17 protein-coding genes and 7 pseudogenes are annotated in these 22,057 nt (G+C 69.8%); 19 read left to right on the forward strand and 5 right to left on the reverse strand.

Annotation, left to right across the window (positions count from 1 at the left end):
• Positions 1–49: 49 nt before the first annotated feature.
• The gene (guaB, locus tag ACZ8AI_RS21980) at positions 50–1,552 is read right to left on the reverse strand and encodes an IMP dehydrogenase (RefSeq protein ID WP_464859835.1); all 1,503 of its coding nucleotides are present in this window, start codon (positions 1,550–1,552) and stop codon (positions 50–52) included.
• 582 nt (positions 1,553–2,134) lie between these two features.
• On the opposite strand from guaB, the gene ACZ8AI_RS21985 reads away from it, so the two are divergent.
• From ACZ8AI_RS21985 to ACZ8AI_RS22035, 11 genes and pseudogenes are all read left to right on the forward strand, one after another.
• A complete protein-coding gene (locus ACZ8AI_RS21985; RefSeq protein WP_464859836.1) occupies positions 2,135–3,325 on the forward strand; it encodes a branched-chain amino acid ABC transporter permease in 1,191 nt (396 codons plus the stop codon).
• A gap of 11 nt (positions 3,326–3,336) precedes the next feature.
• Positions 3,337–4,325 (forward strand): annotated as a pseudogene (locus tag ACZ8AI_RS21990) (branched-chain amino acid ABC transporter permease).
• A complete protein-coding gene (locus ACZ8AI_RS21995) occupies positions 4,318–4,662 on the forward strand; it encodes an ATP-binding cassette domain-containing protein (RefSeq protein ID WP_464859837.1) in 345 nt (114 codons plus the stop codon). Before ACZ8AI_RS21990 ends, ACZ8AI_RS21995 begins: the two are co-directional and overlap by 8 nt.
• A complete protein-coding gene (locus tag ACZ8AI_RS22000; RefSeq protein ID WP_464859838.1) occupies positions 4,634–4,861 on the forward strand; it encodes a hypothetical protein in 228 nt (75 codons plus the stop codon). Before ACZ8AI_RS21995 ends, ACZ8AI_RS22000 begins: the two co-directional genes overlap by 29 nt.
• Positions 4,828–5,202 (forward strand): ABC transporter ATP-binding protein C-terminal domain-containing protein, encoded by a 375-nt coding sequence (locus tag ACZ8AI_RS22005; RefSeq protein ID WP_464859839.1) that lies wholly within the window; start codon positions 4,828–4,830, stop codon positions 5,200–5,202. Before ACZ8AI_RS22000 ends, ACZ8AI_RS22005 begins: the two co-directional genes overlap by 34 nt.
• Positions 5,199–6,018, forward strand: a pseudogene (locus ACZ8AI_RS22010) (ABC transporter ATP-binding protein). The gene ACZ8AI_RS22005 and the pseudogene ACZ8AI_RS22010 overlap by 4 nt, the downstream one beginning before the upstream one ends.
• Before the next feature lie 196 nt (positions 6,019–6,214).
• Positions 6,215–6,385, forward strand: coding sequence for a hypothetical protein (locus ACZ8AI_RS22015; RefSeq protein ID WP_464859840.1), 171 nt, complete (start codon positions 6,215–6,217; stop codon positions 6,383–6,385).
• Between the two features lie 73 nt (positions 6,386–6,458).
• A pseudogene (locus tag ACZ8AI_RS22020) lies at positions 6,459–7,580 on the forward strand (GuaB3 family IMP dehydrogenase-related protein).
• A 62-nt stretch (positions 7,581–7,642) separates the two neighbouring features.
• Complete coding sequence (locus ACZ8AI_RS22025) at positions 7,643–8,200, forward strand: FAD-dependent oxidoreductase (protein ID WP_464859841.1); 558 nt, start codon at positions 7,643–7,645, stop codon at positions 8,198–8,200.
• Positions 8,119–9,248: pseudogene (locus tag ACZ8AI_RS22030) on the forward strand (glycerol-3-phosphate dehydrogenase/oxidase); the annotation flags it as partial. The gene ACZ8AI_RS22025 and the pseudogene ACZ8AI_RS22030, both read left to right, overlap by 82 nt.
• Positions 9,249–9,284: 36 nt before the next feature.
• A complete protein-coding gene (locus ACZ8AI_RS22035) occupies positions 9,285–9,536 on the forward strand; it encodes a hypothetical protein (RefSeq protein ID WP_464859936.1) in 252 nt (83 codons plus the stop codon).
• 88 nt (positions 9,537–9,624) lie between these two features.
• On the opposite strand, the gene ACZ8AI_RS22040 is transcribed toward ACZ8AI_RS22035, so the two are convergent.
• Positions 9,625–10,107 carry a hypothetical protein gene (locus ACZ8AI_RS22040; RefSeq protein ID WP_464859842.1) on the reverse strand — a complete coding sequence of 161 codons (483 nt, stop codon included), beginning with the start codon at positions 10,105–10,107 and terminating at the stop codon, positions 9,625–9,627.
• A gap of 96 nt (positions 10,108–10,203) precedes the next feature.
• Here ACZ8AI_RS22040 and ACZ8AI_RS22045 point away from each other — a divergent pair, with 96 nt between their 5' ends.
• The 5 genes and pseudogenes from ACZ8AI_RS22045 (at position 10,204) to guaA (ending at position 15,052) form a co-directional block, all read left to right on the forward strand.
• Entirely contained in the window at positions 10,204–10,734 is a 531-nt protein-coding gene (locus tag ACZ8AI_RS22045; protein ID WP_071292493.1) for a cation:proton antiporter regulatory subunit, read from the forward strand.
• Between the two features lie 5 nt (positions 10,735–10,739).
• Positions 10,740–12,221: a cation:proton antiporter gene (locus ACZ8AI_RS22050; protein ID WP_464859843.1), complete on the forward strand. Its 1,482-nt coding sequence runs from the start codon at positions 10,740–10,742 to the stop codon at positions 12,219–12,221.
• A 46-nt stretch (positions 12,222–12,267) separates the two neighbouring features.
• Entirely contained in the window at positions 12,268–13,002 is a 735-nt protein-coding gene (locus tag ACZ8AI_RS22055; RefSeq protein WP_464859844.1) for an SURF1 family cytochrome oxidase biogenesis protein, read from the forward strand.
• Positions 13,003–13,012: 10 nt separating this feature from the next.
• Positions 13,013–13,459 carry a DUF3817 domain-containing protein gene (locus ACZ8AI_RS22060; protein ID WP_464859845.1) on the forward strand — a complete coding sequence of 149 codons (447 nt, stop codon included), beginning with the start codon at positions 13,013–13,015 and terminating at the stop codon, positions 13,457–13,459.
• Positions 13,456–15,052 (forward strand): annotated as a pseudogene (gene guaA, locus ACZ8AI_RS22065) (glutamine-hydrolyzing GMP synthase). The gene ACZ8AI_RS22060 and the pseudogene guaA overlap by 4 nt, the downstream one beginning before the upstream one ends.
• Positions 15,053–15,677: 625 nt before the next feature.
• Here guaA and ACZ8AI_RS22070 read toward each other — a convergent pair.
• Both ACZ8AI_RS22070 and ACZ8AI_RS22075 read right to left on the reverse strand, forming a co-directional pair.
• Positions 15,678–16,343 (reverse strand): annotated as a pseudogene (locus ACZ8AI_RS22070) (Bax inhibitor-1/YccA family protein).
• 229 nt (positions 16,344–16,572) lie between these two features.
• Complete coding sequence (locus tag ACZ8AI_RS22075; RefSeq protein WP_464859846.1) at positions 16,573–17,622, reverse strand: DUF817 domain-containing protein; 1,050 nt, start codon at positions 17,620–17,622, stop codon at positions 16,573–16,575.
• Positions 17,623–17,731: 109 nt separating this feature from the next.
• Here ACZ8AI_RS22075 and ACZ8AI_RS22080 point away from each other — a divergent pair, with 109 nt between their 5' ends.
• The 3 genes and pseudogenes from ACZ8AI_RS22080 to ACZ8AI_RS22090 all read left to right on the forward strand — a co-directional run bounded on the left by ACZ8AI_RS22080 (position 17,732) and on the right by ACZ8AI_RS22090 (position 21,279).
• Positions 17,732–18,013 carry a glycerophosphodiester phosphodiesterase family protein gene (locus tag ACZ8AI_RS22080; protein WP_464859847.1) on the forward strand — a complete coding sequence of 94 codons (282 nt, stop codon included), beginning with the start codon at positions 17,732–17,734 and terminating at the stop codon, positions 18,011–18,013.
• Between the two features lie 303 nt (positions 18,014–18,316).
• Entirely contained in the window at positions 18,317–18,745 is a 429-nt protein-coding gene (locus tag ACZ8AI_RS22085) for a hypothetical protein (RefSeq protein ID WP_464859848.1), read from the forward strand.
• Between the two features lie 12 nt (positions 18,746–18,757).
• Positions 18,758–21,279 (forward strand): annotated as a pseudogene (locus ACZ8AI_RS22090) (ATP-dependent helicase).
• 129 nt (positions 21,280–21,408) lie between these two features.
• Here ACZ8AI_RS22090 and ACZ8AI_RS22095 read toward each other — a convergent pair.
• The gene (locus ACZ8AI_RS22095) at positions 21,409–22,047 is read right to left on the reverse strand and encodes a hypothetical protein (RefSeq protein ID WP_464859849.1); all 639 of its coding nucleotides are present in this window, start codon (positions 22,045–22,047) and stop codon (positions 21,409–21,411) included.
• Between the last annotated feature and the right edge of the window lie 10 nt (positions 22,048–22,057).

Genomic DNA, 22,057 nt, shown 5'->3' on the forward strand with positions numbered 1-22,057 from the left:
AACCGCCGACGTTGCGTTTTGCGGGGGTGGCAGGGCGGAGCCAGCCGGGTCAGCCGCGGTAGTTCGGCGCCTCGACGACCATCTTGATGTCGTGCGGGTGACGCTCCTTGAGCCCGGCCGCGGTGATGCGGACGAACTTGCCGCGCGCCTTGAGCTCCGGCACGGTCCGGCCGCCGACGTAGAACATCGACTGCCGCAGGCCGCCGACGAGCTGGTACACGGCGTTCGCGACCGAGCCGCGGTAGGGCACCTGTCCCTCGATGCCCTCCGGGATGAGCTTCTCGTCCGAGGGGACGTCGGCCTGGAAGTACCGGTCCTTCGAGTACGAGGTCTTCTCGCCGCGGGTCTGCAGTGCGCCGAGGGAGCCCATCCCGCGGTACGCCTTGTACTGCTTGCCGCCGACGAACACCAGGTCGCCCGGGGACTCGTCGGTGCCCGCCAGGAGCGAGCCGAGCATGACGGTGTCGGCACCGGCGACGAGGGCCTTCGCGATGTCGCCCGAGTACTGCAGGCCGCCGTCGGCGATGACCGGCACACCGGCCTCCCGAGCGGCGAGCGATGCCTCGTACACGGCGGTGACCTGCGGGACGCCGACGCCGGCCACCACGCGGGTGGTGCAGATCGAACCGGGGCCCACGCCGACCTTGACGGCGTCGACACCGGCGTCGATGAGCGCCTGTGCGCCCTGACGGGTCGCGACGTTGCCGCCGATGACGTCCACACCGTCGAAGCGCGGGTCGGCCTTCAGGCGACGGACCATGTCGAGTACGCCCTCGCTCTCGCCGTTCGCGGTGTCGACGACGAGCACGTCCACGCCCGCCTCGAGCAGGGCCTCGGCACGCTGCCAGGCGTCGCCGAAGAACCCGATGGCGGCACCGACGCGCAGGCGGCCCTCGTCGTCCTTCGTGGCGTCGGGGTACTTCTCGCTCTTGTCGAAGTCCTTCACGGTGATGAGGCCGCGGAGCTTGCCGTCGGCGTCCACCAGTGGCAGCTTCTCGATCTTGTGCTGCGCGAAGATCGCCACCGCTTCCTCGGGGTCGATGCCCTCCATCGCGGTGATGAGCGGGGCCTTCGTCATGACGTCGCGGACGAAGGTCGTCGCCATCTCGAACGGGGCGACGAAGCGCATGTCGCGGTTCGTGATGATGCCGACGAGCGTGCCGTCGCGCTCGACCACCGGCAGGCCGGAGACGCGGAACTGCCCGCAGAGGGCGTCCACCTCGGCGACGGTGGCGTCGGGACGGGTCGTGACCGGGTTCGTGATCATGCCCGACTCGGAGCGCTTCACCTTGTCGACGTATGCGGCCTGGTCGTCGATCGACATGTTGCGGTGCAGGATGCCGATGCCGCCCTGACGGGCCATGGCGATCGCCATCCGGGCCTCGGTCACGGTGTCCATGGCGGCGGAGAGCAGCGGCACGTTGACCGAGATCCGCTTGGTGAGCCGGGACGTCGTCGACGCCTCGCTCGGGATGACGTCGGTGTGCCCCGGCAGGAGCATGACGTCGTCGTACGTGAGTCCGATGAATCCGAACGGATCCGGCTGGTCCATGGGTCCCCTTCGTGGGCGAGGTGAAGTGGTTGCACCGAGAACGCGACGACGGGTTTCCGGATAGGACATGCTAACGCGGCCAGGTGCCCCGCCATTCCTCGGGACGAGAGCGGGACGAGACCGGGACGAGCGCGGCGACGAGCGCGCGGCGAGAGCGGGACGAGCGCGCGACGAGCGCGCTCACCGGATGAGCCTGCTGCACCGACCGGACGGGCGGAACCCAGTGGATCCGGGACCGCGCTTCCTGAGGAGGATCACGGTTGCGGCACGATTTCTCCAGGGAACGTGATGGAAACACGGGGGACACAAAAAACCCCTAGGTTCCTCGACTATCCGAACGAGAGGCTCATCCGTGGGTTCCATCACTCCGCCGGGATCAGTGCTGCGGCGCCGGTTCCGCCGAGGAGCGCCAGGTCGCAAGCGCCTGGTCCTCGCCGCAGTACTCTTCCTCGCTTTCCTCGCCACCTTCGCGATCGACTGGGCAGTGGCGCCCGCGGCGCACGCGGCGACGAGCAGTCCGTCCGCCAGCAGCAGCAGCGCCCCGGCGTCGTCGCAGCCCTGCACGGTGAGCCCGACCAACGGGTGCATCCAGGGCACGATCCTCGACTCGAGCGGAAGCCCGCCGAGGGCGTCGACGTGGACGTCACGGGTCCCGGGGGCTTCGACCAGACGGCGACGACCACCGACGCCGGCCGCTGGTCGGTCCGGGTGGACGAGGCCGGCCGCTACACGGTGCGCGTCGACCAGGACAGCCTGCCGAAGGGCCAGTACCTGACGGACGCCGAGGACGCCGACCGCACGGTGAACGCGTCGCTCAACGCCAACTCGGGGCAGATCTTCCAGCTGTCCGACCAGCAGGGAGCGACGACGTCCGAGGCGACCTCGAGCGTCAGCGCCGCCCGCGTCTGGCAGCAGTTCGTCTCCGGGATCCGGCTCGGGCTCCTCATCGCCCTCGCGTCGGTGGGACTCTCGCTCATCTACGGCACCACGGGCCTGTCGAGCTTCTCGCACGGTGAGCAGGTGACCCTCGGTGGCCTCCTCGCCTACCTGTTCGCGAACCAGCTCGGCTGGAACATCTGGCTGACCGGCATCGTCGTCACGCTGCCGTGCGCCGCGACCGGGTGGCTGCAGGACGCCGGCATCTGGCGGCCGCTGCGACGCAAGCGCATCAGCCTGACGCAGCTCATGATCGTGACGATCGGCCTGTCGATCGCCGCCCAGTACGCGTTCCAGTACTTCTTCGGCGCCTCGACGGTCCGCATCCAGCAGGGCAACCCCGAGACGGTCCCGTTCGCGGGAATCACCCTCACGGTGCAGTCCTACGTGGCGATGGCGATCGCACTCGTGGTGCTCGTCGCCACCGGGTTGTTCCTCGCGAAGACCCGGTTCGGCCGCGCGACCCGGGCGGTGTCCGACAACCCGGCCCTGGCCAGCGCGTCCGGCATCGACGTCGACCGCGTGATCCGGTTCGTGTGGACGCTCGCCGCCGGCCTCGCGGGGCTCTCCGGCGTGATGCTCGGCCTCGTGCTGAACGGCGTGAACTGGCAGACCGGCCTCCAGCTGCTGCTGCTCATGTTCGCCTCGGTCACGCTCGGCGGCCTCGGCACCGCGTACGGCGCGCTCGTCGGTTCGATGATCATCGGCATCGTCGTCGAGCTCACGAACCTCGTGCTCCCCGGTGACTTCAAGTACGCCACCGCCCTCGTGATCCTCATCCTCATCCTGCTGTTCCGGCCGCAGGGCATCTTCGGTCGCGCCGAGCGGATCGGCTAAGGAGCGCCGCCATGGACTACATCCTCAACCTGCTGTCCTCGCTCACCCAGGAGGCACTCGCCCCGACGACGGCCGCGTTCGCGCTCGCCGCGATCGGCCTGAACGTCCACTTCGGACTCACCGGTCTCATCAACATGGGCCAGGCGGCGTTCCTGCTGCTCGGCGCCTACGGCTTCGCGATCTCGATCACGAACGGGCTGCCGTTCGTGATGGCGGTCCTGGTCGCCCTGCTGGTGGCCATCGTGTTCGCGATCATCCTCGGCATCCCGACCCTGCGGTTGCGCGGCGACTACCTGGCGATCGTGACGATCTCCGGCGCCGAGATCATCCGCATGGTGGGTCGCTCGAGTCTGCTCACCTCGACGACTCGGCGGCTCGAACGGCATCACCGGGTCGAGCTACCGCGACCCGTTCAACGCCCTCAGCCCGCTGCCCGACGGCACCACCACGATCCTGTGGTTCACGTACTCGAACAACGGGGTCAACGGCTGGTGGATCCGCATCGCGGCCTGGGGTCTCGTGGCCCTGTTCACCCTCGTGCTGTTCCTGCTCATGCGCAGCCCGTGGGGCCGTGTCCCTGAAGGCCATCCGCGAGGACGAGGACGCCGTCCGTTCCCTCGGCAAGAACGTCTACTCGTACAAGATGCAGGCGCTCGTGTTCGGTGGTGCGCTCGGCGCGATCGCGGGCATCATCTACGTCCTGCCGAGTTCGGTGCAGCCGGACGCGATGGGCCGCTCGATGACGTTCTTCATCTGGACGGCGCTCATCCTCGGCGGCGCCGCGACGGTCTTCGGTCCGGTGCTCGGCTCGGTGCTCTTCTTCGTGCTCCGGCTCCTCATCCGCACCCTGGCCGGCGACTTCATCCCGAACTCGATCATGAACGCGCAGCAGGCGGAGCAGTTCTCCTACGTGCTCGTCGGCGTCGCGCTCATGCTCCTCATCGTGTTCCGTCCACAGGGACTCCTCGGCAACAAGAAGGAGCTGACGTTCAGTGTCTGAGTACAGCCACCCCAAGGCCGACCCGATCCTGGTGGTCGACGACGTCACCCGCCACTTCGGCGGCATGACCGCGGTCGACGTCGACCACCTCGAGGTCCAGCGCGGCTCGATCACGGCCCTCATCGGCCCGAACGGCGCCGGCAAGACGACGTTCTTCAACCTGCTCACCGGGTTCGACAAGCCGAGCCCCGGCGCGAAGACGACGCTTCGACGGCGCGACGCTGCAGAAGACGAGCGCGACCCACATCGCCAACAAGGGCATGGTCCGCACGTTCCAGCTCACCAAGGCCCTGAGCCGTCTGACGGTGATGCAGAACATGCTGCTCGGTGCCCGTGACCAGCCGGGCGAGAACTTCTTCGCCGCGCTGATCAAGCCGGTGTGGGCGAAGCGCGAGCGGGAGATCACCGCGAAGGCCGAGGAACTCCTCGCGCGCTTCAAGCTCGACGACAAGGCCGACGACTACGCCGGGTCGCTGTCCGGCGGGCAGCGGAGCTCCTCGAGATGGCCCGGGCGCTCATGTCCGACCCGACGATGATCATGCTCGACGAGCCGATGGCGGGCGTGAACCCGGCGCTCACCCAGTCGCTCCTCGGGCACATCAAGTCCCTCCGCGACGACGGCATGACCGTGCTGTTCGTCGAGCACGACATGCACATGGTCCGGCACATCTCGGACTGGGTCGTGGTGATGGCCGAGGGCAAGGTCGTCGCCGAGGGTCCGGCCGACACGGTGATGGACGACCGCGCGGTCATCGACGCGTACCTCGGTGCGCACCACGACACCGACCTCGGTGACGACTCGCTCCTCAACGAGGAGACCTACGAGGAGCTCGCCGAGGAAGTAGCCGAAGAAGACGAGCAGGAGGCGACCCGATGACGGACGCGACGGACCCCACGAACGCGAGCAGCGCCTCCAGTCCGGAAGCGGCGCAGGCCGGCACGGCCACCCTGGAACGCGAGCCGGTGCTGAGCGCGAAGAACCTCACCGCCGGGTACCTGCCGGGCGTCAACATCCTGAACGGCTGCGACCTCGACTGCTACCCGGGCGAACTCATCGGCATCATCGGTCCGAACGGTGCCGGGAAGTCGACGCTCCTCAAGGCGCTGTTCGGCCTGGTGTCCGTCCGCGAGGGATCGGTGACCCTGCAGGGCGAGGACATCACGAACCTCAAGGCGAACAAGCTCGTGCAGGCCGGCGTCGGCTTCGTCCCCCAGACGAACAACGTCTTCCCGTCGCTCTCCATCGAGGAGAACCTGCAGATGGGGCTGTACCTGCGGCCCAAGAAGTTCGCCGAGCGGCTCGAGGTCATCTACGACCTGTTCCCCGTGCTCGGGCAGCGCAAGGGCCAGCGGGCCGGGTCGCTGTCGGGCGGTGAGCGGCAGTCGGTCGCGATGGCCCGCGCGCTGATGATGGACCCGAAGGTGCTCCTGCTCGACGAGCCGTCGGCCGGTTTGTCGCCGGTGCGGCAGGACGAGACGTTCATCCGCACGCGCCGGATCAACAAGGCCGGTGTGTCGATCGTGATGGTGGAGCAGAACGCGCGACGCTGTCTGCAGATCTGCGATCGTGGGTACGTGCTCGACCAGGGGGCGGAACGCGTACTCGGGCACCGGGAAGGAGCTCGCCGACGACCCGAAGGTCATCGAGCTCTACCTGGGGACGCTCGCCAAGGACGTCGACTCCGCTCGCTGAGCGGTCGGAGTCGACCAGTGGGTGCCGCTGTGGGGGCGACATCCGCACCGAGGAGGGTCGTGCGATTGACGCTCAGCGCCGCACGGCCCTCCTCCTCACGCAGCGTCCCGCCTCTGGTGGGCTGCTGACGGCCTGGAGGCGCGGCTCGCCCCCGCAGGGTCGGTATCGTTCCGGACGTGCGCACCCCGGCCCCCTCGTGCTCGACGCCCTCGTCTGGCTGGTGTTCGCCGCGCTCTTCGTCGGTGCCGCACTCCTGGTGGAAGGTCGCGGCGCCTTCCTCGGGGTCCTGGTGGTGCTGGCGCTCCTGCTCGGCCTGGTGCTCCGGGCGCTACGGAAGCGCCGGGCCCGTCCGCGCCCGCCGCGCTGAACCCCGTCGGCCGACCCCGGCGCTGTACCGGCCGCCCGTGTCACCCGGGGGACACGACCGCTAGGCTTGCCGGGTGAGTGAAGTCGAGATCGGTGCAGGCAAGCGCGGACGTCGGGCGTACGCGTTCGACGACATCGCGGTGGTCCCCTCGCGACGGACGCGGGACCCGCAGGACGTCAGCGTGCAGTGGTCGATCGACGCGTTCACGTTCGAGTCGCCGATCCTGTCGGCCCCGATGGACTCCGTCGCCTCGCCGGCCACGGTCATCCAGATGGGCAAGCTCGGCATGCTGGGCGTGCTCGACCTCGAGGGGCTCTGGACCCGCTACGAGGACCCGGCGCCCTACTACGACGAGATCAAGGCGCTCACCGACGGCAACGTCACGAAGCGCATGCAGGAGATCTACTCCGAGCCGGTCAAGGCCGAGCTGATCACCGCGCGCCTGGCCGAGATCCGTGCCGCCGGGGTCCCCGTCGCCGGGTCGCTCAGCCCGCAGCGCACGCAGGAGTTCTCGCAGACCGTCGTCGACGCCGGTGTCGACCTGTTCGTGATCCGCGGCACGACGGTGTCGGCCGAGCACGTGTCGCAGAAGACCGAGCCCCTCAACCTCAAGAAGTTCATCTACGAGCTCGACGTCCCGGTGATCGTGGGCGGTGCCTCCACCTACACGGCGGCGCTGCACCTCATGCGCACCGGTGCCGCCGGTGTCCTCGTCGGCTTCGGCGGTGGCGCCGCCTCGACGACCCGTGCGGCGCTCGGCATCCACGCCCCGATGGCCACGGCCGTCGCGGACATCGCCGGCGCTCGCCGCGACTACATGGACGAGTCCGGCGGCCGGTACGTGCACGTCATCGCCGACGGCGGGCTCGCACCGCGGGCGACGTCGTGAAGGCGATCGCGATGGGCGCCGACGCCGTCATGCTCGGCACCGCGCTGGCCCGTGCGGCCGAGGCGCCGGGCGGCGGCTTCCACTGGGGTGCCGAGGCGCACCACCCGGAGCTGCCCCGCGGCCGCCGGGTCGAGGTGGGCACGATCGCCCCGCTCGAGAACGTCCTGCACGGCCCCGACCCCGACGTGGGACGGCCGCGCGAACATCGTCGGCGCACTGCGTCGGTCGATGGCGACGACCGGATACTCCGACGTCAAGGAGTTCCAGCGAGTAGAAGTGGTCGTGGCGCCGTACCACCAGCACTGACGGTGGCACCCGTGCAGCGTCACGGGTGACGCCTCGGCGCCGACGCTGACACGGAGGCGACGATGGCGACGACCAGCAGCACCAGCACGTCCAGCGCGACCAGGCCCGCGCGGCCGGCGGGACCCGCACCGGGGGTCGGCTTCGACCCCTCGGCGAAGCTCGGCCCGGACGAACGCGACGCCGCGATCGAGGCGCTGAAGACCAAGGAGCTCGACGTCCTGGTGATCGGCGGCGGGATCGTCGGCGGGGGCAGTGCGCTCGACGCCGTGACCCGCGGTCTGAGCGTCGGCATCGTCGAGGCCCGCGACTGGGGCTCGGGCACGTCCAGCCGGTCGTCGAAGCTCGTGCACGGTGGCATCCGCTACCTCGAGCAGCTCAACTTCGCGCTCGTGCGCGAGGCCCTCATCGAACGCGGGCTGCTCCTGCAACGGATCGCGCCGCACCTGGTGAAGCCGGTGCGCTTCCTGTACCCGCTCAACCACCGCGTGTGGGAGCGGTTCTACATCGGCATCGGCATGGCGATGTACGACGTGTTCAGCTGGAGCGGCGGACGCCCGCCGGGGTCCCGCACCACCGGCACCTCAGCCGGACCCAGGTGCTCAAGAACATGCCGGGCCTGAAGAAGGACGCGTTCGTGGGCGGCATGACCTACTACGACGCCCAGGTCGACGACGCCCGCTACGTCGCGTCGCTCGTCCGCACCGCCGCCTCGTACGGCGCGCACGCCGCGGCCCGGGTCCGGATAGAGGGCTTCATCAAGGTCGGGGAGCGGGTCGTCGGGGCGCACGCGCACGACATCCAGACCGGCGAGAAGTTCGACATCCGGGCGAAGCAGGTCGTGAACGCGACGGGCGTCTGGACCGACGACACCCAAGCCATGATCGGCACCCGCGGGCAGTTCAAGGTGCGGTCGTCGAAGGGCGTGCACCTGGTGATCCCGCGCGACCGGTTCCAGTCGAACACGGGCATGATCCTCCGCACCGAGAAGAGCGTGCTGTTCGTGATCCCGTGGGGCCGGCACTGGCTCGTCGGCACCACCGACACCGACTGGTACCTCGACAAGGCGCACCCGGCGGCCACGGCAGCGGACATCGACTACATCCTCGAGCACGTCAACAAGGTGCTCGCGGTGCCGCTCACGCGCGAGGACGTCGAGGGCGTCTACGCGGGACTCCGACCGCTCCTGGCGGGGGAGTCCGAGCAGACGATCAAGAAGCTCAGCCGTGAGCACGTCGTCGCGCACACCGTGCCGGGGCTCGTGGTGGTCGCCGGCGGCAAGTGGACGACCTACCGCGTGATGGGCAAGGACGCCATCGACGAGGCCGTCGCCGCGATGGACGGCAAGATCCCCGGCTCGACGACCGAGGACATCCCGCTGCTCGGCGCCGAGGGCTACCCGGCCGCGTGGAACCGCCGCGGGCGCACCGCGCGCAGCTTCGGCGTGCACAAGGTCCGCATCGAGCACCTCCTCAACCGGTACGGCACCCTCGCGACCGAGGTCCGCAGCTCGTCCAGCAGAACCCGTCCCTCGCCGAGCCGCTGCCCGGGGCCGACGACTACATCGGTGCGGAGGTCGTGTACGCCGCCTCGCACGAGGGTGCCCTCCACCTGGAGGACGTCCTCGCCCGCCGCACCCGCATCTCGATCGAGGCGTGGGACCGCGGCGAGTCCGCTGCTCCCGTCGCCGCCCGGTTGATGGCCGACGTGCTCGGCTGGGACCAGGAGACCACCGAGAACGAGGTGTCGAACTACCTCAAGCGGGTCGCTGCCGAGCGGGAGTCGCAGCTGCAGCCGGACGACGAGTCCGCCGACCGGGTGCGGCTCGAGGCGCCGGACATCGCGTTCGGATTCGACGAAGACGACGTGGTCGTCGGTGGCGGACGATTGAGCGGTGCGGAGGGCGCGAAGGCGTCCGACGACCAGGTGGTCGGCGAGAAGACGACCGAACCGGAGTAGGGCCGACCCCGGTCGGACGCGACCGGCGTCGACGACGGGTGTCGCGCCTCCAGGCTGACGAACGGACTGGAGGTGCGACCCGCGTCCGTCAGGCGACCCGCGGTCCCGACGTGGCCCGGAGGGCGCGCCGCCGCTCGCCGAACACGATCACCACCGGGATCGCGAGCAATGCGACCAGGCTCGTGACGTACAGGACGCCGGCCCAGGCGGTGTGGGCGCCGCCGCTGACCCCGTAGCCGTCGGCGACGTCCATGCCGAGCTGGAAGCCGGCGACGAAGAACGGGACCGCACCCGCCGCGATGATCCCGAGCATCCAGGCGACGACGAAGTGCGGTTCCACGCGCCGCCACAGCGTCACCGTCGCCACCACGATCGCCAGCACGACACCGATCGCCGCGGTGACGAGGACGGCGACGACGTCACCGCGGACGTCGAACCCCTGCCGTTCGAGGTGCGCGTGGATCGCGCCCAGCGAGGTGCCCGGCACCGCGGCGAGCGGATCCAGCACGAGTTGCTGCACCGCGAGCAAGGCCGCGTACACCGTCACGACCAGCACCCCGACGACGGCCACGACCATCCGTGTTCTCCCCATCCACAGAACTCTAGTGAGCGGAATGCGCGGGCGGTCCTGGTGGTTATCATCGGGGTACTCGAAAAGGGAGCCATCATGGTCGACGTCCATCGCGTCAAACTCCCCGGAGTCGGCGTGCTGCACAGCTTCTACACCGACGACGGTGGCAAGTGCGGTGTCATCACGCACCGGTCGGGGCACTCCGACCTCATCTCGTTCGCCGACGTCTCCGACGGCGCGGACAAGTCCGAGAAGGTCTCGCTCCGCCTCAGTGAGGACGAAGCGCACACCCTCGCCGAACTGCTCGGCGGCACCCGGATCACCGAGGGCCTCGACAAGCTCGACGAGATCCCGGGTCTGTCGATCGACTGGTTCTCGGTCGACTACGACGACGCCATCGCGGGCAAGCCCCTCGGCGACCTGCACGACTCGGGCTTCATCGGCCTCACCGTCGTCGCGGTCGTCCGCGGCGACAGCGCGAACCCGGCGCCGTCCTCGGACTTCGTCGTCTTCCCCGGCGACACGATCGTCGTCGCCGGTGCCCCGGAGAAGGTCGCCAAGGCGTTCTCGTTCTACCGCAGCGGACAGCTCGCGGCCGCGGCCGCCGAGGCGCCGCCCAGGAGCTGACCCCGGTGCACCTGGGTGGTGAGCTGCTGACCATCGGCGGCCTGTTCCTCATCGCCTACGTCCTCGGACGACTGGGCAAGACCATCGGCCTGCCCGCGATCCCGATCTACATGATCGTCGGACTCATCGCGAGTCCGCACACCCCGTGGATCGGGCTGAGCGTCGAGTCGCACACGATCGAGCTCATCGCGACGTTCGGGCTCATCCTGCTGCTCTTCAACCTCGGGTTGGAGTTCGACCAAGAGGAGTTCTACGGCAACGCCGGCAAGCTCCTCGTGTCCGGCGGCACCTACGTCGCGATCAACATGGGCGTGGGGTTCGCCTTCGGGTTCTCGCTCGGGTGGGGCACCCGCGAGGCCCTGATCATCGCCGGCATGACCGCCACCTCGTCGAGTGCGATCGTCACGAAGCTCCTCATCGAGTTGCGACGGCTCGCCAACGACGAGACCCCGATGATCCTCGGCGTGACCGTCATCGAGGACGTCTTCATCGCGATCTACCTCGCGATCGTCTCCGTGGTGCTCTCCGGCGACACGAACATCTGGGCGGTGGTCGGCAAGCTCGGGCTGGCGTTCGGGTTCCTCATCGTGATGTTCACCCTCGCCCGGTTCGCGGGCAAGTGGGTGTCGAAGATCTTCGCGACCCGCGACGACGAGCTCTTCACGGTGCTGTTCTTCGGCCTCGCGGTGATGTTCGGCGGCATCGGTGACCTGCTCGGGGTCACCGACGCGATCGGCGCGTTCGTGATCGGCCTGCTCTGCGGGGCCACGCGCTACCGCGACCGCATCGAACAGCTCGCACTCCCGATGCGCGACGTCTTCGCCGCGTTCTTCTTCGTGAACTTCGGCCTCGGGCTCGACCTGTCCACGTTCGGCGAGGTCCTCTGGCCAGTGCTCGGCGCCATCGGCATGACGGTCGTGCTGAACGCCGTCGCCGGGCAGATCGTGGCGCGCATGAACGGCTTCAACGTCCAGCAGGGCATCAACACGGCGGTCATCCTGGTGAACCGCGGCGAGTTCGCCCTGATCCTCGCGACGCCCTCGGCCGCCGCCGGGCTCGAAGCGCGGATCACCGCCTTCGCCGGTCTCTACGTCCTCGTGATGGCCATCCTCGGGCCGCTCCTCGCGGTGAACTCCGACCGCATCGGACGCCTCGTCGTGCGCCCGGCGCGCGTCTCGCGGCTGCGCTCCCGACTGCGCGCCCGGCTCGGTCGGTCCAGCGTCACGCTGCCGGCCGGCCCGGCCCTCGACGAGGCCGTCGACACCGCTGCGGAGGCCGGCGTCGCCGACCAGGACGCCGCGGCCGCCGCCCGTCGGGCCGAGCGGGACCGCCAGTTCGCCGAGGAGTTCGCCCTCGTGGAGGCAGCGGGCAGGGAAGACCGCGACAATGGGTCACCGGAGCCGGACGACGAACCCGTGACGTCGTCCGTCGAGATCCCCGCCGAGCGTCCCGAACGCCCGGTGCGACAGCGCGATCCGGAGTACTGATACGAATGTGGCCGTAGCCCGACGACCGAGGTGGATCGCGCTGCTGTTGCTGGCGCTCGTGCTCGCGGCGGTGTTCGCGGGGCTGGGCAAGTGGCAGCTCGAGCGCAGCATCGCCAACGGCAAACCGCTGCCGGCGACCACCGAGACCCGCAAGACGCTCGACGCGGTGACGAAGCCGATGCAGCCCGCGACGGAGACGCTCGCCGGGCAGAAGGTCACCGTCACCGGCACCTTCGTCGCCGGTGACACCACCGTCCTGACCGGGCGCAGTGGGGGCGGCACCTACCAGACCGTCGGGCACCTGGTCGATGCCGGCAGCGGGGCGAGCCTGCCGGTCGTCATCGGCTGGTCCGATCGGCGGAGCGACGCGGTCGCCGGTGGGGATCGTCTGACCGACGGTGCGCGCATGACCGTCGAGGGGCGCTACTACCCGGCCGAGTCACCCGACCAGGACACCTACGACAAGGGCGAATACTCCGCGGTCGCACCCGCGCGGTTCGTGAACACGTGGAAGTCCTTCGACGACCGGATGTACCTCGGGTACGTGGTCGCCGACGGCGCCACCGCGAAGGCAGCCGACCTCGGCACCATCGCCGACCGTGCCCCCACGCGCGAGGTCCAGTTCGACTGGCTCAACCTCTTCTACGCGATCGAGTGGGTCGTGTTCGCCGGGTTCGCCGTCTTCCTCTGGTACCGCTTCGTGAAGGACGCCTGGGAGCGCGAGCAAGAGGACGAGCGCGATGCCGCCCTCGCCGCCGAAGCCGCTGCGCTCCGACGGTAGGATGGCCGATATGGCTCTGACCGTCCGAACCCGCGACATCCCGAAGATCCCGGGCGCGGTGAAGTGGTACCGCGTCTCCGCGTACATCACCGGTGTGCTGCTGCTGGCCCTCGTGATCGAGGTCATCATCAAGTACACCCTGCTCCAGCTCGAGATGCAGCTCGGCAACGGTCCGTTCTTCGTGCCGAACGGCACCGCCGGTGAAGCACCGGGCACGTTCAACCTGTCGATCGCGATCCTCATCGCGCACGGCTGGCTCTACGTCCTGTACCTGTTCACCGACTTCCGCCTCTGGAGCATCATGCGCTGGAGGCCGTCCCGCTTCCTGCTCATCGCCCTGGGCGGCATCATCCCGTTCATGTCCTTCGTGGTGGAGCACCGCATGCAGCAGAAGGCCATGGACACCTACCACGAGCTGACCGCTGCCCAGCAGCGTGAGAAGGAGGCCGCTCGGTGAGCGAGACCGAACAGCGTCCCGTCCTGGTCGTCGACTTCGGAGCCCAGTACGCGCAGCTCATCGCGCGTCGGGTCCGCGAAGCGAACGTCTACAGCGAGATCGTCCCGCACTCGATCACGGCGGACGAGATCCGCGCGAAGGACCCGGCAGCGATCGTGCTGTCCGGTGGTCCGTCGTCCGTGTACGAGACCGGGGCGCCCGCGCTCGACGGCGACATCCTCGAGCTCGGTGTCCCCGTGCTCGGCATCTGCTACGGCTTCCAGGCCATGGCGACCGCCCTCGGCGGCGAGGTCGCGAACACCGGCCTCCGCGAGTACGGCTCGACGTCCGTCGACGTCACCGGGACCGACAGCGTCCTGCTCGGCGGCCAGCCCGAGACGCAGGTGACCTGGATGTCGCACGGCGACTCCGTGGCGAAGGCGCCGGAGGGCTTCCAGGTCCCTCGCATCGAGCGCCTCCACCCCGGTCGCCGCGTTCGCGTCCGACGAGCGCAAGCTCTACGGCGTGCAGTGGCACCCCGAGGTCAAGCACTCCGTGTTCGGCCAGGCCGTCCTCGAGAACTTCCTGCACCGTGCCGCCGGGCTCCCCGGCGACTGGAACTCGGCGAACGTCATCGAGGAGCAGGTCGCCCGCATCAAGGAGCAGGTCGGGTCCGCGCGGGTCATCGCCGGACTCTCCGGTGGCGTCGACTCCGCCGTCGCCGCAGCCCTGGTGCACAAGGCCGTCGGCGACCAGCTGACCTGCGTCTTCGTCGACCACGGGCTCCTCCGTGCCGACGAGCGCAAGCAGGTGGAAGAGGACTACGTCGCCTCCACCGGTGTGCGGCTCATCACGATCGACGCCGAGCAGCAGTTCCTCGACGCCCTCGCCGGGGTCAGCGACCCGGAGCAGAAGCGCAAGATCATCGGGCGCGAGTTCATCCGCACGTTCGAAGGCGCGGCCGAGGCCCTGGTGCTCGAGGCCCAGGCTTCCGACTCTGATGCCGAGGTCAAGTTCCTCGTGCAGGGCACCCTCTACCCCGACGTCGTCGAGTCCGGCGGCGGAGCGGGTACGGCCAACATCAAGTCGCACCACAACGTCGGCGGACTGCCCGACGACATGACGTTCGAGCTCGTCGAGCCGCTGCGCACCCTGTTCAAGGACGAGGTCCGTGCGGTCGGTCGTGAGCTCGGGCTGCCGGAGGTCATCGTCGGTCGCCAGCCGTTCCCCGGCCCGGGGCTCGGCATCCGCATCGTCGGCGAGGTCACGAAGGACCGCCTCGAACTGCTCCGCGCGGCCGACAAGATCGCGCGTGAAGAGCTCACCGCGGCCGGCCTCGACGAGGAGATCTGGCAGTGCCCGGTCGTCCTGCTCGCCGATGTCCGGTCCGTGGGCGTCCAGGGTGACGGTCGCACGTACGGGCACCCCATCGTGCTGCGTCCGGTCTCGTCGGAGGACGCCATGACCGCCGACTGGACCCGTCTGCCGTACGACACCCTCGCGAAGATCTCGAACCGCATCACGAACGAGGTGCCCGACGTGAACCGTGTCGTGCTCGATGTCACGTCGAAGCCGCCGGGGACGATCGAGTGGGGAGTGACCCTCCCGCGCTGACGAGGCCCGGCACGCATCTCGCGTGCCGGGCCTCTCCGCGTCCGCGCCCCGCCCCGCTCGAGATCGCACAATCGGTCACTCTCGACGTCGTTCGGAGGCACTTCGTGCGCTCTCGGCGCCTCGCATGCGGCGTGTTGTGCGACCTCGCGCCCGACACTCGCCCGCCGATTCCGACGCCCCGCCCGACGCCCGCCCACCACGCCCCCGAGATCGCACAATCGGTCGCTCTCGGCGTCGTTCGGCGGCACTTCGTGCGACCTCGGCGTCACGCATGCGGCGTGTTGTGCGACCTCGCGCCGCACACTCGCCCTCCGACGCCCGCGCCGCCCCCCGCCCGCGCCGCCCCGCCCGCGCCAGCCGCTCGCGCCGTCCGCTCCCCACCGGCACCTGGCGTCCCGCCGAGATCGCACAATCGGTCGCTCTTGGCGTCGTTCGGCGGCACTTCGTGCGACCTCGGCGTCTCGCATGCGGCGTGTTGTGCGACCTCGCGCCGGACACCTCGCCCTCCGACGCTCGGCCGCCCCGCCCGCGCCGCCCCGCTCGCCGAGCCCACGCCGCGAACGACGAAGGGCCCCGGCGTGTTCGCCGGGGCCCTTCGGGTCGGAGCCGTTGTCGCGCGGTGTCGCTAGTTGCGCTGGCTGCTCGCGATGATCGCGAGGATGCGCAGGATCTCGAGGTAGAGCCACACGATGGTGACGATGAGCCCGAAGGCCGCCGTCCACGCGTAGATCCGCGGGCGCCGCGTCGGACACCCGTCTGGATCTGGTCAAAGTCGAGGATCAACGAGTAGGCCGCCATGACGACGACGAAGATGCCGATGATCACGCCGAGCGGGATGCCGAAGAGTTCGATGCCGAGGGCGCCGAACGCCGTGCTCGTCACGCCGGTCCACATGAGGACCAGGTTGATGAGCGAGAACACCAGGTACCCGACCATCGCGACGAGGAAGAACCGGGTGGCCTTCGGCGTCGCGCGGACCTTGCCGGAGCTGAAGAGCGCCAGCGTGATGGCGAAGACGCCGAGGGTGCCGAACACCGCCTGCACGACGATGCCACCGAAGGCGTCCTGGTAGTAGTGCGAGATACCGCCGACGAACAGCCCCTGTGCGAAGGAGTACGCCAGGACCAGGCCCGGCGACGGCTTCTTCGAAGGTGTTGACGAGCGCCAGCACGAACCCGGCGACGGCGCCGATGATCCAGACGATCATCGGGGCGTTCCAGCCGGCGACCGCACCGATCACGAGCACGCCGAACGCGAGCAGCGTCTTGACGATGGTGTCTTCGTACGACATGCGGTCGGTGTCGACCGTGCTGGCTGCCGGACGGTCGTACAGTGTACTGCAGCTGGTCGGGGGTCATGCCGCCCTGCGCCTGCTGCGGGGTCTGTCCCCAGCCGGTTTCGCTGCTGACCAGCGCCGCGCCCACCCCCAGGTGTTGGGCCCCTGGTTGTTGAAGGCGGGGGACTGGTCGAAACCGGGCTTGAAGGCCATGGTGTCCTCTTCCTTGGAGATTCGAGTCCTCTCAGCCTAGGGGCGCCCGGTCGCGGAAGGCTGAGGATTCGCGGCGAGCGGAAGCGGCCCCGGAGGACCTCGACTCCGCGAGCCTATGGGGATCCGCTGCGCGCACGCCGCGAAGTCGTCGAGAACCAGCCGACCGTCGGACGGTGCGGGCCGGACGGGGGCGATGCGCGCCTCCAGGCCCGTCGGCTGCGACCCGACCTGCCGGGCCGACCGGCGGGTACAGCCACGTGACCAGCGCGACCGAGATGACCATGAGCAGCAGCCAGGCGACGATCTTCGTGGGGGCGACCGGCTGCCACGCCGCCGCCTGTGCGGGGTAGGACCACGCTCCGGCCCAGGTGGCGACGTTCTCGGCGAACCAGATGAAGACTGCGACGAGCCCCATCGCGAGCAGCACGGGCATCCGGAGCGTCGCACGGTGCAGCCGCACGTGCATGGTCGTCCGAGCGAAGAGCGCCACCACCGCGGCGAGCAGCACGTACCGGGCGTCCCACACGAAGTGGTGCCCGAAGAAGTTCAGGTAGACGGCACCCGCGACCACGGCGAGCAGCCACTGCCGCGGGTACCGGTCGAACCCCAGGTCGAAGAGCCGGTACACCCGCACCAGGTACGACCCGACGGCGCCGTACATGAACCCGGAGAAGAGCGGGACGCCGAGCACGACGAGGACACCAGACGGCTCGTAGGTCCACGAGCCCGCGTGGGTCTTGAAGACCTCCATGACGGTGCCGACGACGTGGAAGAGCAGCACGACGCGGAGCTCCCGGACGGTCTCGAGGCCGAACACGAGCATGCCGACCTGCAGCACGACGGCCGCGATCGTGAGCACGTCGTTCCGGGCGTCGACGGGCACGGTCAGGTGGACGACCGCCATCGTGGCGAGCAGGAGCGCGCCGAACGTGCACGCCCATGCCTGCTTCGCGCCGAACACCAGGAACTCGGTGACGAACAGCCGGACGGGCCGGTGCGGTTGGTGGCCGGCGTCGAGCAGCCGTCGCGCGGCTCGGTCGATGCGGTGCTCGACGGCGGTGGAGAGGGAACGGGCGGTCATGGGGTGATCGTCGCCGCGGCGGCCGGGAACCGGGGCCCGCGAACACCCGCATGTGACTCGGGACACACACCACTCCGGGTCGTCATGCGCGGACAGTAGGGTCGGCCCCATGACCCTGGTGATCGCCCACCGTGGCGCGTCCGGCTACCGCCCCGAGCACTCGCGGAGCGCGTACGAGCTCGCCGTCGAACTCGGCGCCGACGCCATCGAACCGGACCTGGTGCCGACGAAGGACGGTGTGCTGGTCCTCCGGCACGAGAACGAGGTGTCGGGCACGACGGACGTCGCGGACCACCCGGAGTTCCGGCACCTGCGGACGACGAAGACCATCGACGGGCAGACGCTGACGGGCTGGTTCACCGAGGACTTCACGTGGGCCGAACTAGCGTGACGCTCCGGACGCGGGAACGGCTGCCGGCCCTCCGCCCGTCGTCGGCCGAGCACGACGGCGAGGAGCCGATCCTGCGACTGGAGGACCTGCTCGCGATCCTCGACGCCGCGCCGCGCCCCGTCGGGCTCGTGGCCGAGGTCAAGCACGCCGACTTCTTCGACCGCGCCGGGTTCCCGATGGGGCAGCTCGTCGACGGCGCGCTCGGTGCCGCCGGGTGGCGCGGGGACGAGCGGCTCACGATCGAGTGCTTCGAGAAGGGCGTGCTCCGCGACCTGCGCGAGCGTCGGGTGGGCGGTCGCCTTCGTGTACCTCCAGGAGGCGCGGGGCAGCGCCGCGGACGAGGTCGCCTCCCACGGGTCGCTGGCTCCCACGTACGCCGCCGAACGCTCCGACGACGCGCTCGCGTCCCTCGCCACGGAGTTCCACGGGATCAGCGTCGACCTCGGCACGCTGATGGCCGGGGTGGACAGCGTCGCGCTCGAGGACCCGACCCCGGTGCGGAGCGCGATCGTCGACCGGGCGCACGGAGTCGGGCTGGCCGTGTACACGTGGACGCTCCGACCGGAGAACCGGTTCCTGCCGGCACCGCTCCGTCGCGGCGGCGAGGTCGCGGCGTTCGGCGACTGGGAGCGCTGGTTCACGTCGGTGATCCGGACCGGTCTCGACGGCGTGTTCGCGGACCACACCGACCTGGCTGTCCTCGCCCGCTCGGCTGTCGGGGGCCCGGCCTAGACCGTCGCGGACATGACGATCGTGCTGGACCCCTTCGACTCCGCGCCCGACCAGGGTGCGGGTTCCCGTGCCTACGAAGACCCCTTCACCGCGGGTCTGAACCCCCAGCAGAAGGAAGCCGTCGAGTACCGCGGCGAGTCCCTGCTCATCGTGGCCGGTGCCGGTTCCGGCAAGACGAGCGTGCTCACCCGTCGAATCGCGCTGCTGCTGGCCAACCGCGAAGCCTGGCCGTCGCAGATCCTCGCGATCACGTTCACGAACAAGGCCGCCGCCGAGATGCGCGAGCGCGTCCGTGCCCTCGTCGGGCAGGAGTCCGACGGCATGTGGATCTCCACGTTCCACTCGGCGTGCGTGCGGATCCTCCGCCGCGAAGCCGAGCGCTTCGGTTTCCCGCAGTCGTTCACCATCTACGACTCCGCCGACTCGCGGGCGCTACTCAAGCGGATCATCAAGGAGCTCGAGGCGGACACGCTCGGGCTCACCGTCGGCGCCGCGGCGTCGAAGATCTCGAAGCTCAAGAACGAGTTGCAGGACATCGACACCTACGCGCGCAACATCAACGTGAACGACCCGCAAGAAGTCATGTTCACCGAGGTCTTCCGCCGGTACACGAACGAGTTGCGCCGGGCGAACGCGTTCGACTTCGACGACCTCATCGGGCAGACGGTGTTCCTGTTCCGTGCCTTCCCGGACGTCGCCGCGCTCTACCAGCGCCGCTTCCGGTTCCTGCTGGTCGACGAGTACCAGGACACCAACCACGCCCAGTACGCCCTCATCCGCGAGCTCACCCGGCCGGTCCCCGTCGAGCAGGTCGACAAGCTCGAGGACTCCGGCCAGCACGTCGCCCGGATGCGCGAGACGGACGGCTCGATCGCGCCGGCGTCGCTGACCGTCGTGGGTGACTCGGACCAGTCGATCTACGCCTTCCGCGGCGCGGACATCCGGAACATCGTCGAGTTCGAGCGGGACTTCCCGAACTCGAAGGTGATCCTGCTCGAGCAGAACTACCGGTCGACGCAGAACATCCTCGACGCCGCGAACGCCGTCATCGCGAACAACTTCGACCGGCAGGCGAAGAACCTGTTCACGGATGTCGGCGCCGGCGACAAGATCGTCGGCTTCACCGGGTACACCGGCCACGACGAGGCGCAGTTCGTCGCCGACGAGATCCAGCGCCTGCACGAGGACGGCATGTCCTACCGCGACATGGCCGTCTTCTACCGGACGAACTCGCAGACCCGCGCGCTGGAGGAGATCTTCATCCGCGCCGCGATCCCGTACCGGGTGCTCGGCGGCACGAAGTTCTACGAGCGCGCCGAGATCAAGGACGCCATGGCGTACCTCATCACGGTCGCGAACCCGGCCGACCTGATGGCCCTGCGCCGCATCCTCAACGTGCCGAAGCGCGGCATCGGCTCGGTCACCGAGACCACGCTGCAGCGCTACGCGGACGAGCACGAGACGACCATGCGCGACGCCCTCCGGCACGCCGGCGAGCTCGGGTTCGGCCCTGCAAGGTGCGGAACGCGATCACCGCCTTCGCCGAACTGCTCGACTCCGTGTCCGAGAAGGCGACGACGCAGCCCGTGGTCGACACGCTCACCCAGCTGCTCGACGGTTCCGGCCTGCTCGACAACCTGCGGAAGTCGCCGGACGCGCAGGACGCCGCCCGTGCCGACAACATCGACGAGCTCGTCGCGGTGACGCGGGAGTTCCAGAAGAACAACCCCGAGGGCACGCTCTCCGACTTCCTGACCGAGGTGTCCCTCGTCGCCGCGGCGGACGAGCTCGACGACTCGTCCGGCACGGTGTCGCTCATGACGCTGCACACGGCGAAGGGCCTCGAGTACGACGCGGTGTTCCTCACCGGCGTGGAAGAGGACCTGCTGCCGCACCGGATGTCGGCGAACGAGCCCGGTGGCCTGTCCGAGGAACGCCGGCTGTTCTACGTCGGCATCACCCGCGCCAAGAAGTCGCTGTTCCTGTCGCTGGCGATGACCCGCGCGCAGTTCGGTGACGTCAACGTGGCGATGCCGTCGCGCTTCCTGCAGGAGATCCCCGAGGGGCTCATCGAGTGGAAGCAGTCCCCGGGCATGGCGAACAGTCGCGGCGGGACCGAACCGCGGGCGATCAACGCGCGTCGTGGCACGGGCGGCCCCGGTGGTTCGGGTGCGGGCGGCTCCGGCGGTGGCGGTGGCTACCGCGGCGGTGGCGGCTGGGGCGGCGGCTCGTACGACCGCGCGACGGCGGCGGCGAAGACCCGCCCGAAGACCGAGTGGGCGAACCGGGTGTCCGGGCAGGTCCGCGACAACGGCGACATGGAGCTGGTGGCGGGCGACCGCATCAAGCACGTCGACTTCGGCGAGGGCACGGTCTCCGCGGTCACCGGCCAGGGCGCCAAGCGCATCGCCGAGATCGCGTTCGACTCGGCGGGCCGCAAGAAGCTCCTCATCAAGATCGCGCCGATCGAGAAGCTCTCAGACCGGGCCGGGCCGCGCCAACGATCGGGGCGCTCGGACGGTGATGTGACGTGACGAACCACGGAACCGACATCGAACCGGTGGGGCGGCTCGGTTCGACGTCGGTTCCGTGGTTCGACGCACCCGCGCCGACGCCCGTGCCGACGCCCGTGCCCGCGCCGACGCCCGCGGCAGCGCGCGGCGCTACGGTTGCAGGTGGTCGGCGGTCCACCCCTCGTCGCCGAGCCGGTACTGCAGCCGGCGGTGCATGCGGTCGCGGCTGCCGGCCAGAACTCGACGACGTCCGGCTCGAGCCGCCACGCGACCCACCCCGTCGGCCGCGGCACGTCGTCGCCCGACTCGTCGAGCAGGGCGTTCGCGTCGTCGATGAGGTCCTGCGGCGTGCGCGGCTCGAGCACGGCGGACTGGTCGGCGACGGCCGTGGCGGCCCGCGACTTCGGCGATCGGTCGGCGAACAGCGCGTCCGACTCGTCGTCGGAGAGCTGGACCGTGCGGCCCTCGAAGCGGAGCTGCTGCATCGTCTCCCGCCAGTAGACCTGGAGCGCTGCGTGCGGGTTCCCCTCGAGCTGGGCGTCCGGTGGGGCTCCCGGTCGAGGTGCCGAACACGAGGCCGGCGTCGTCGAGCCGCTTCACGTCGACGGTTCGGGCGCTCACCCGGCCGTCGGCGCCGGCGGTCGCGAGGGTCATCGAGAGCGGTTCGGCGACGTCGCGGTCCTGCGCGGCGTCGATCCACGACCGGGCGACGGCGAACGGGGACGCGGGCGGGTCGGTGAACTCGGGGAACGAGAAGGACGTGTCGCCGGACAGCGGGGCGGAGGGCATGCGCCCAGCC

This window comes from Curtobacterium sp. AC273, from assembly GCF_979253735.1.

What these genes read in the sequence shown, in the direction of transcription:
- guaB (WP_464859835.1), bottom strand. Translation starts at nt 1,552, where the DNA reads ATGGACCAGCCGGATCCGTTCGGATTCATCGGACTCACGTACGACGAC.
- ACZ8AI_RS22000 (WP_464859838.1), top strand. Translation starts at nt 4,634, where the DNA reads ATGCAGAACATGCTGCTCGGTGCCCGTGACCAGCCGGGCGAGAACTTC.
- ACZ8AI_RS22005 (WP_464859839.1), top strand. Translation starts at nt 4,828, where the DNA reads ATGGCCCGGGCGCTCATGTCCGACCCGACGATGATCATGCTCGACGAG.
- ACZ8AI_RS22025 (WP_464859841.1), top strand. Translation starts at nt 7,643, where the DNA reads ATGGCGACGACCAGCAGCACCAGCACGTCCAGCGCGACCAGGCCCGCG.
- ACZ8AI_RS22045 (WP_071292493.1), top strand. Translation starts at nt 10,204, where the DNA reads ATGGTCGACGTCCATCGCGTCAAACTCCCCGGAGTCGGCGTGCTGCAC.
- ACZ8AI_RS22060 (WP_464859845.1), top strand. Translation starts at nt 13,013, where the DNA reads ATGGCTCTGACCGTCCGAACCCGCGACATCCCGAAGATCCCGGGCGCG.
- ACZ8AI_RS22075 (WP_464859846.1), bottom strand. Translation starts at nt 17,622, where the DNA reads ATGACCGCCCGTTCCCTCTCCACCGCCGTCGAGCACCGCATCGACCGA.
- ACZ8AI_RS22080 (WP_464859847.1), top strand. Translation starts at nt 17,732, where the DNA reads ATGACCCTGGTGATCGCCCACCGTGGCGCGTCCGGCTACCGCCCCGAG.
- ACZ8AI_RS22095 (WP_464859849.1), bottom strand. Translation starts at nt 22,047, where the DNA reads ATGCCCTCCGCCCCGCTGTCCGGCGACACGTCCTTCTCGTTCCCCGAG.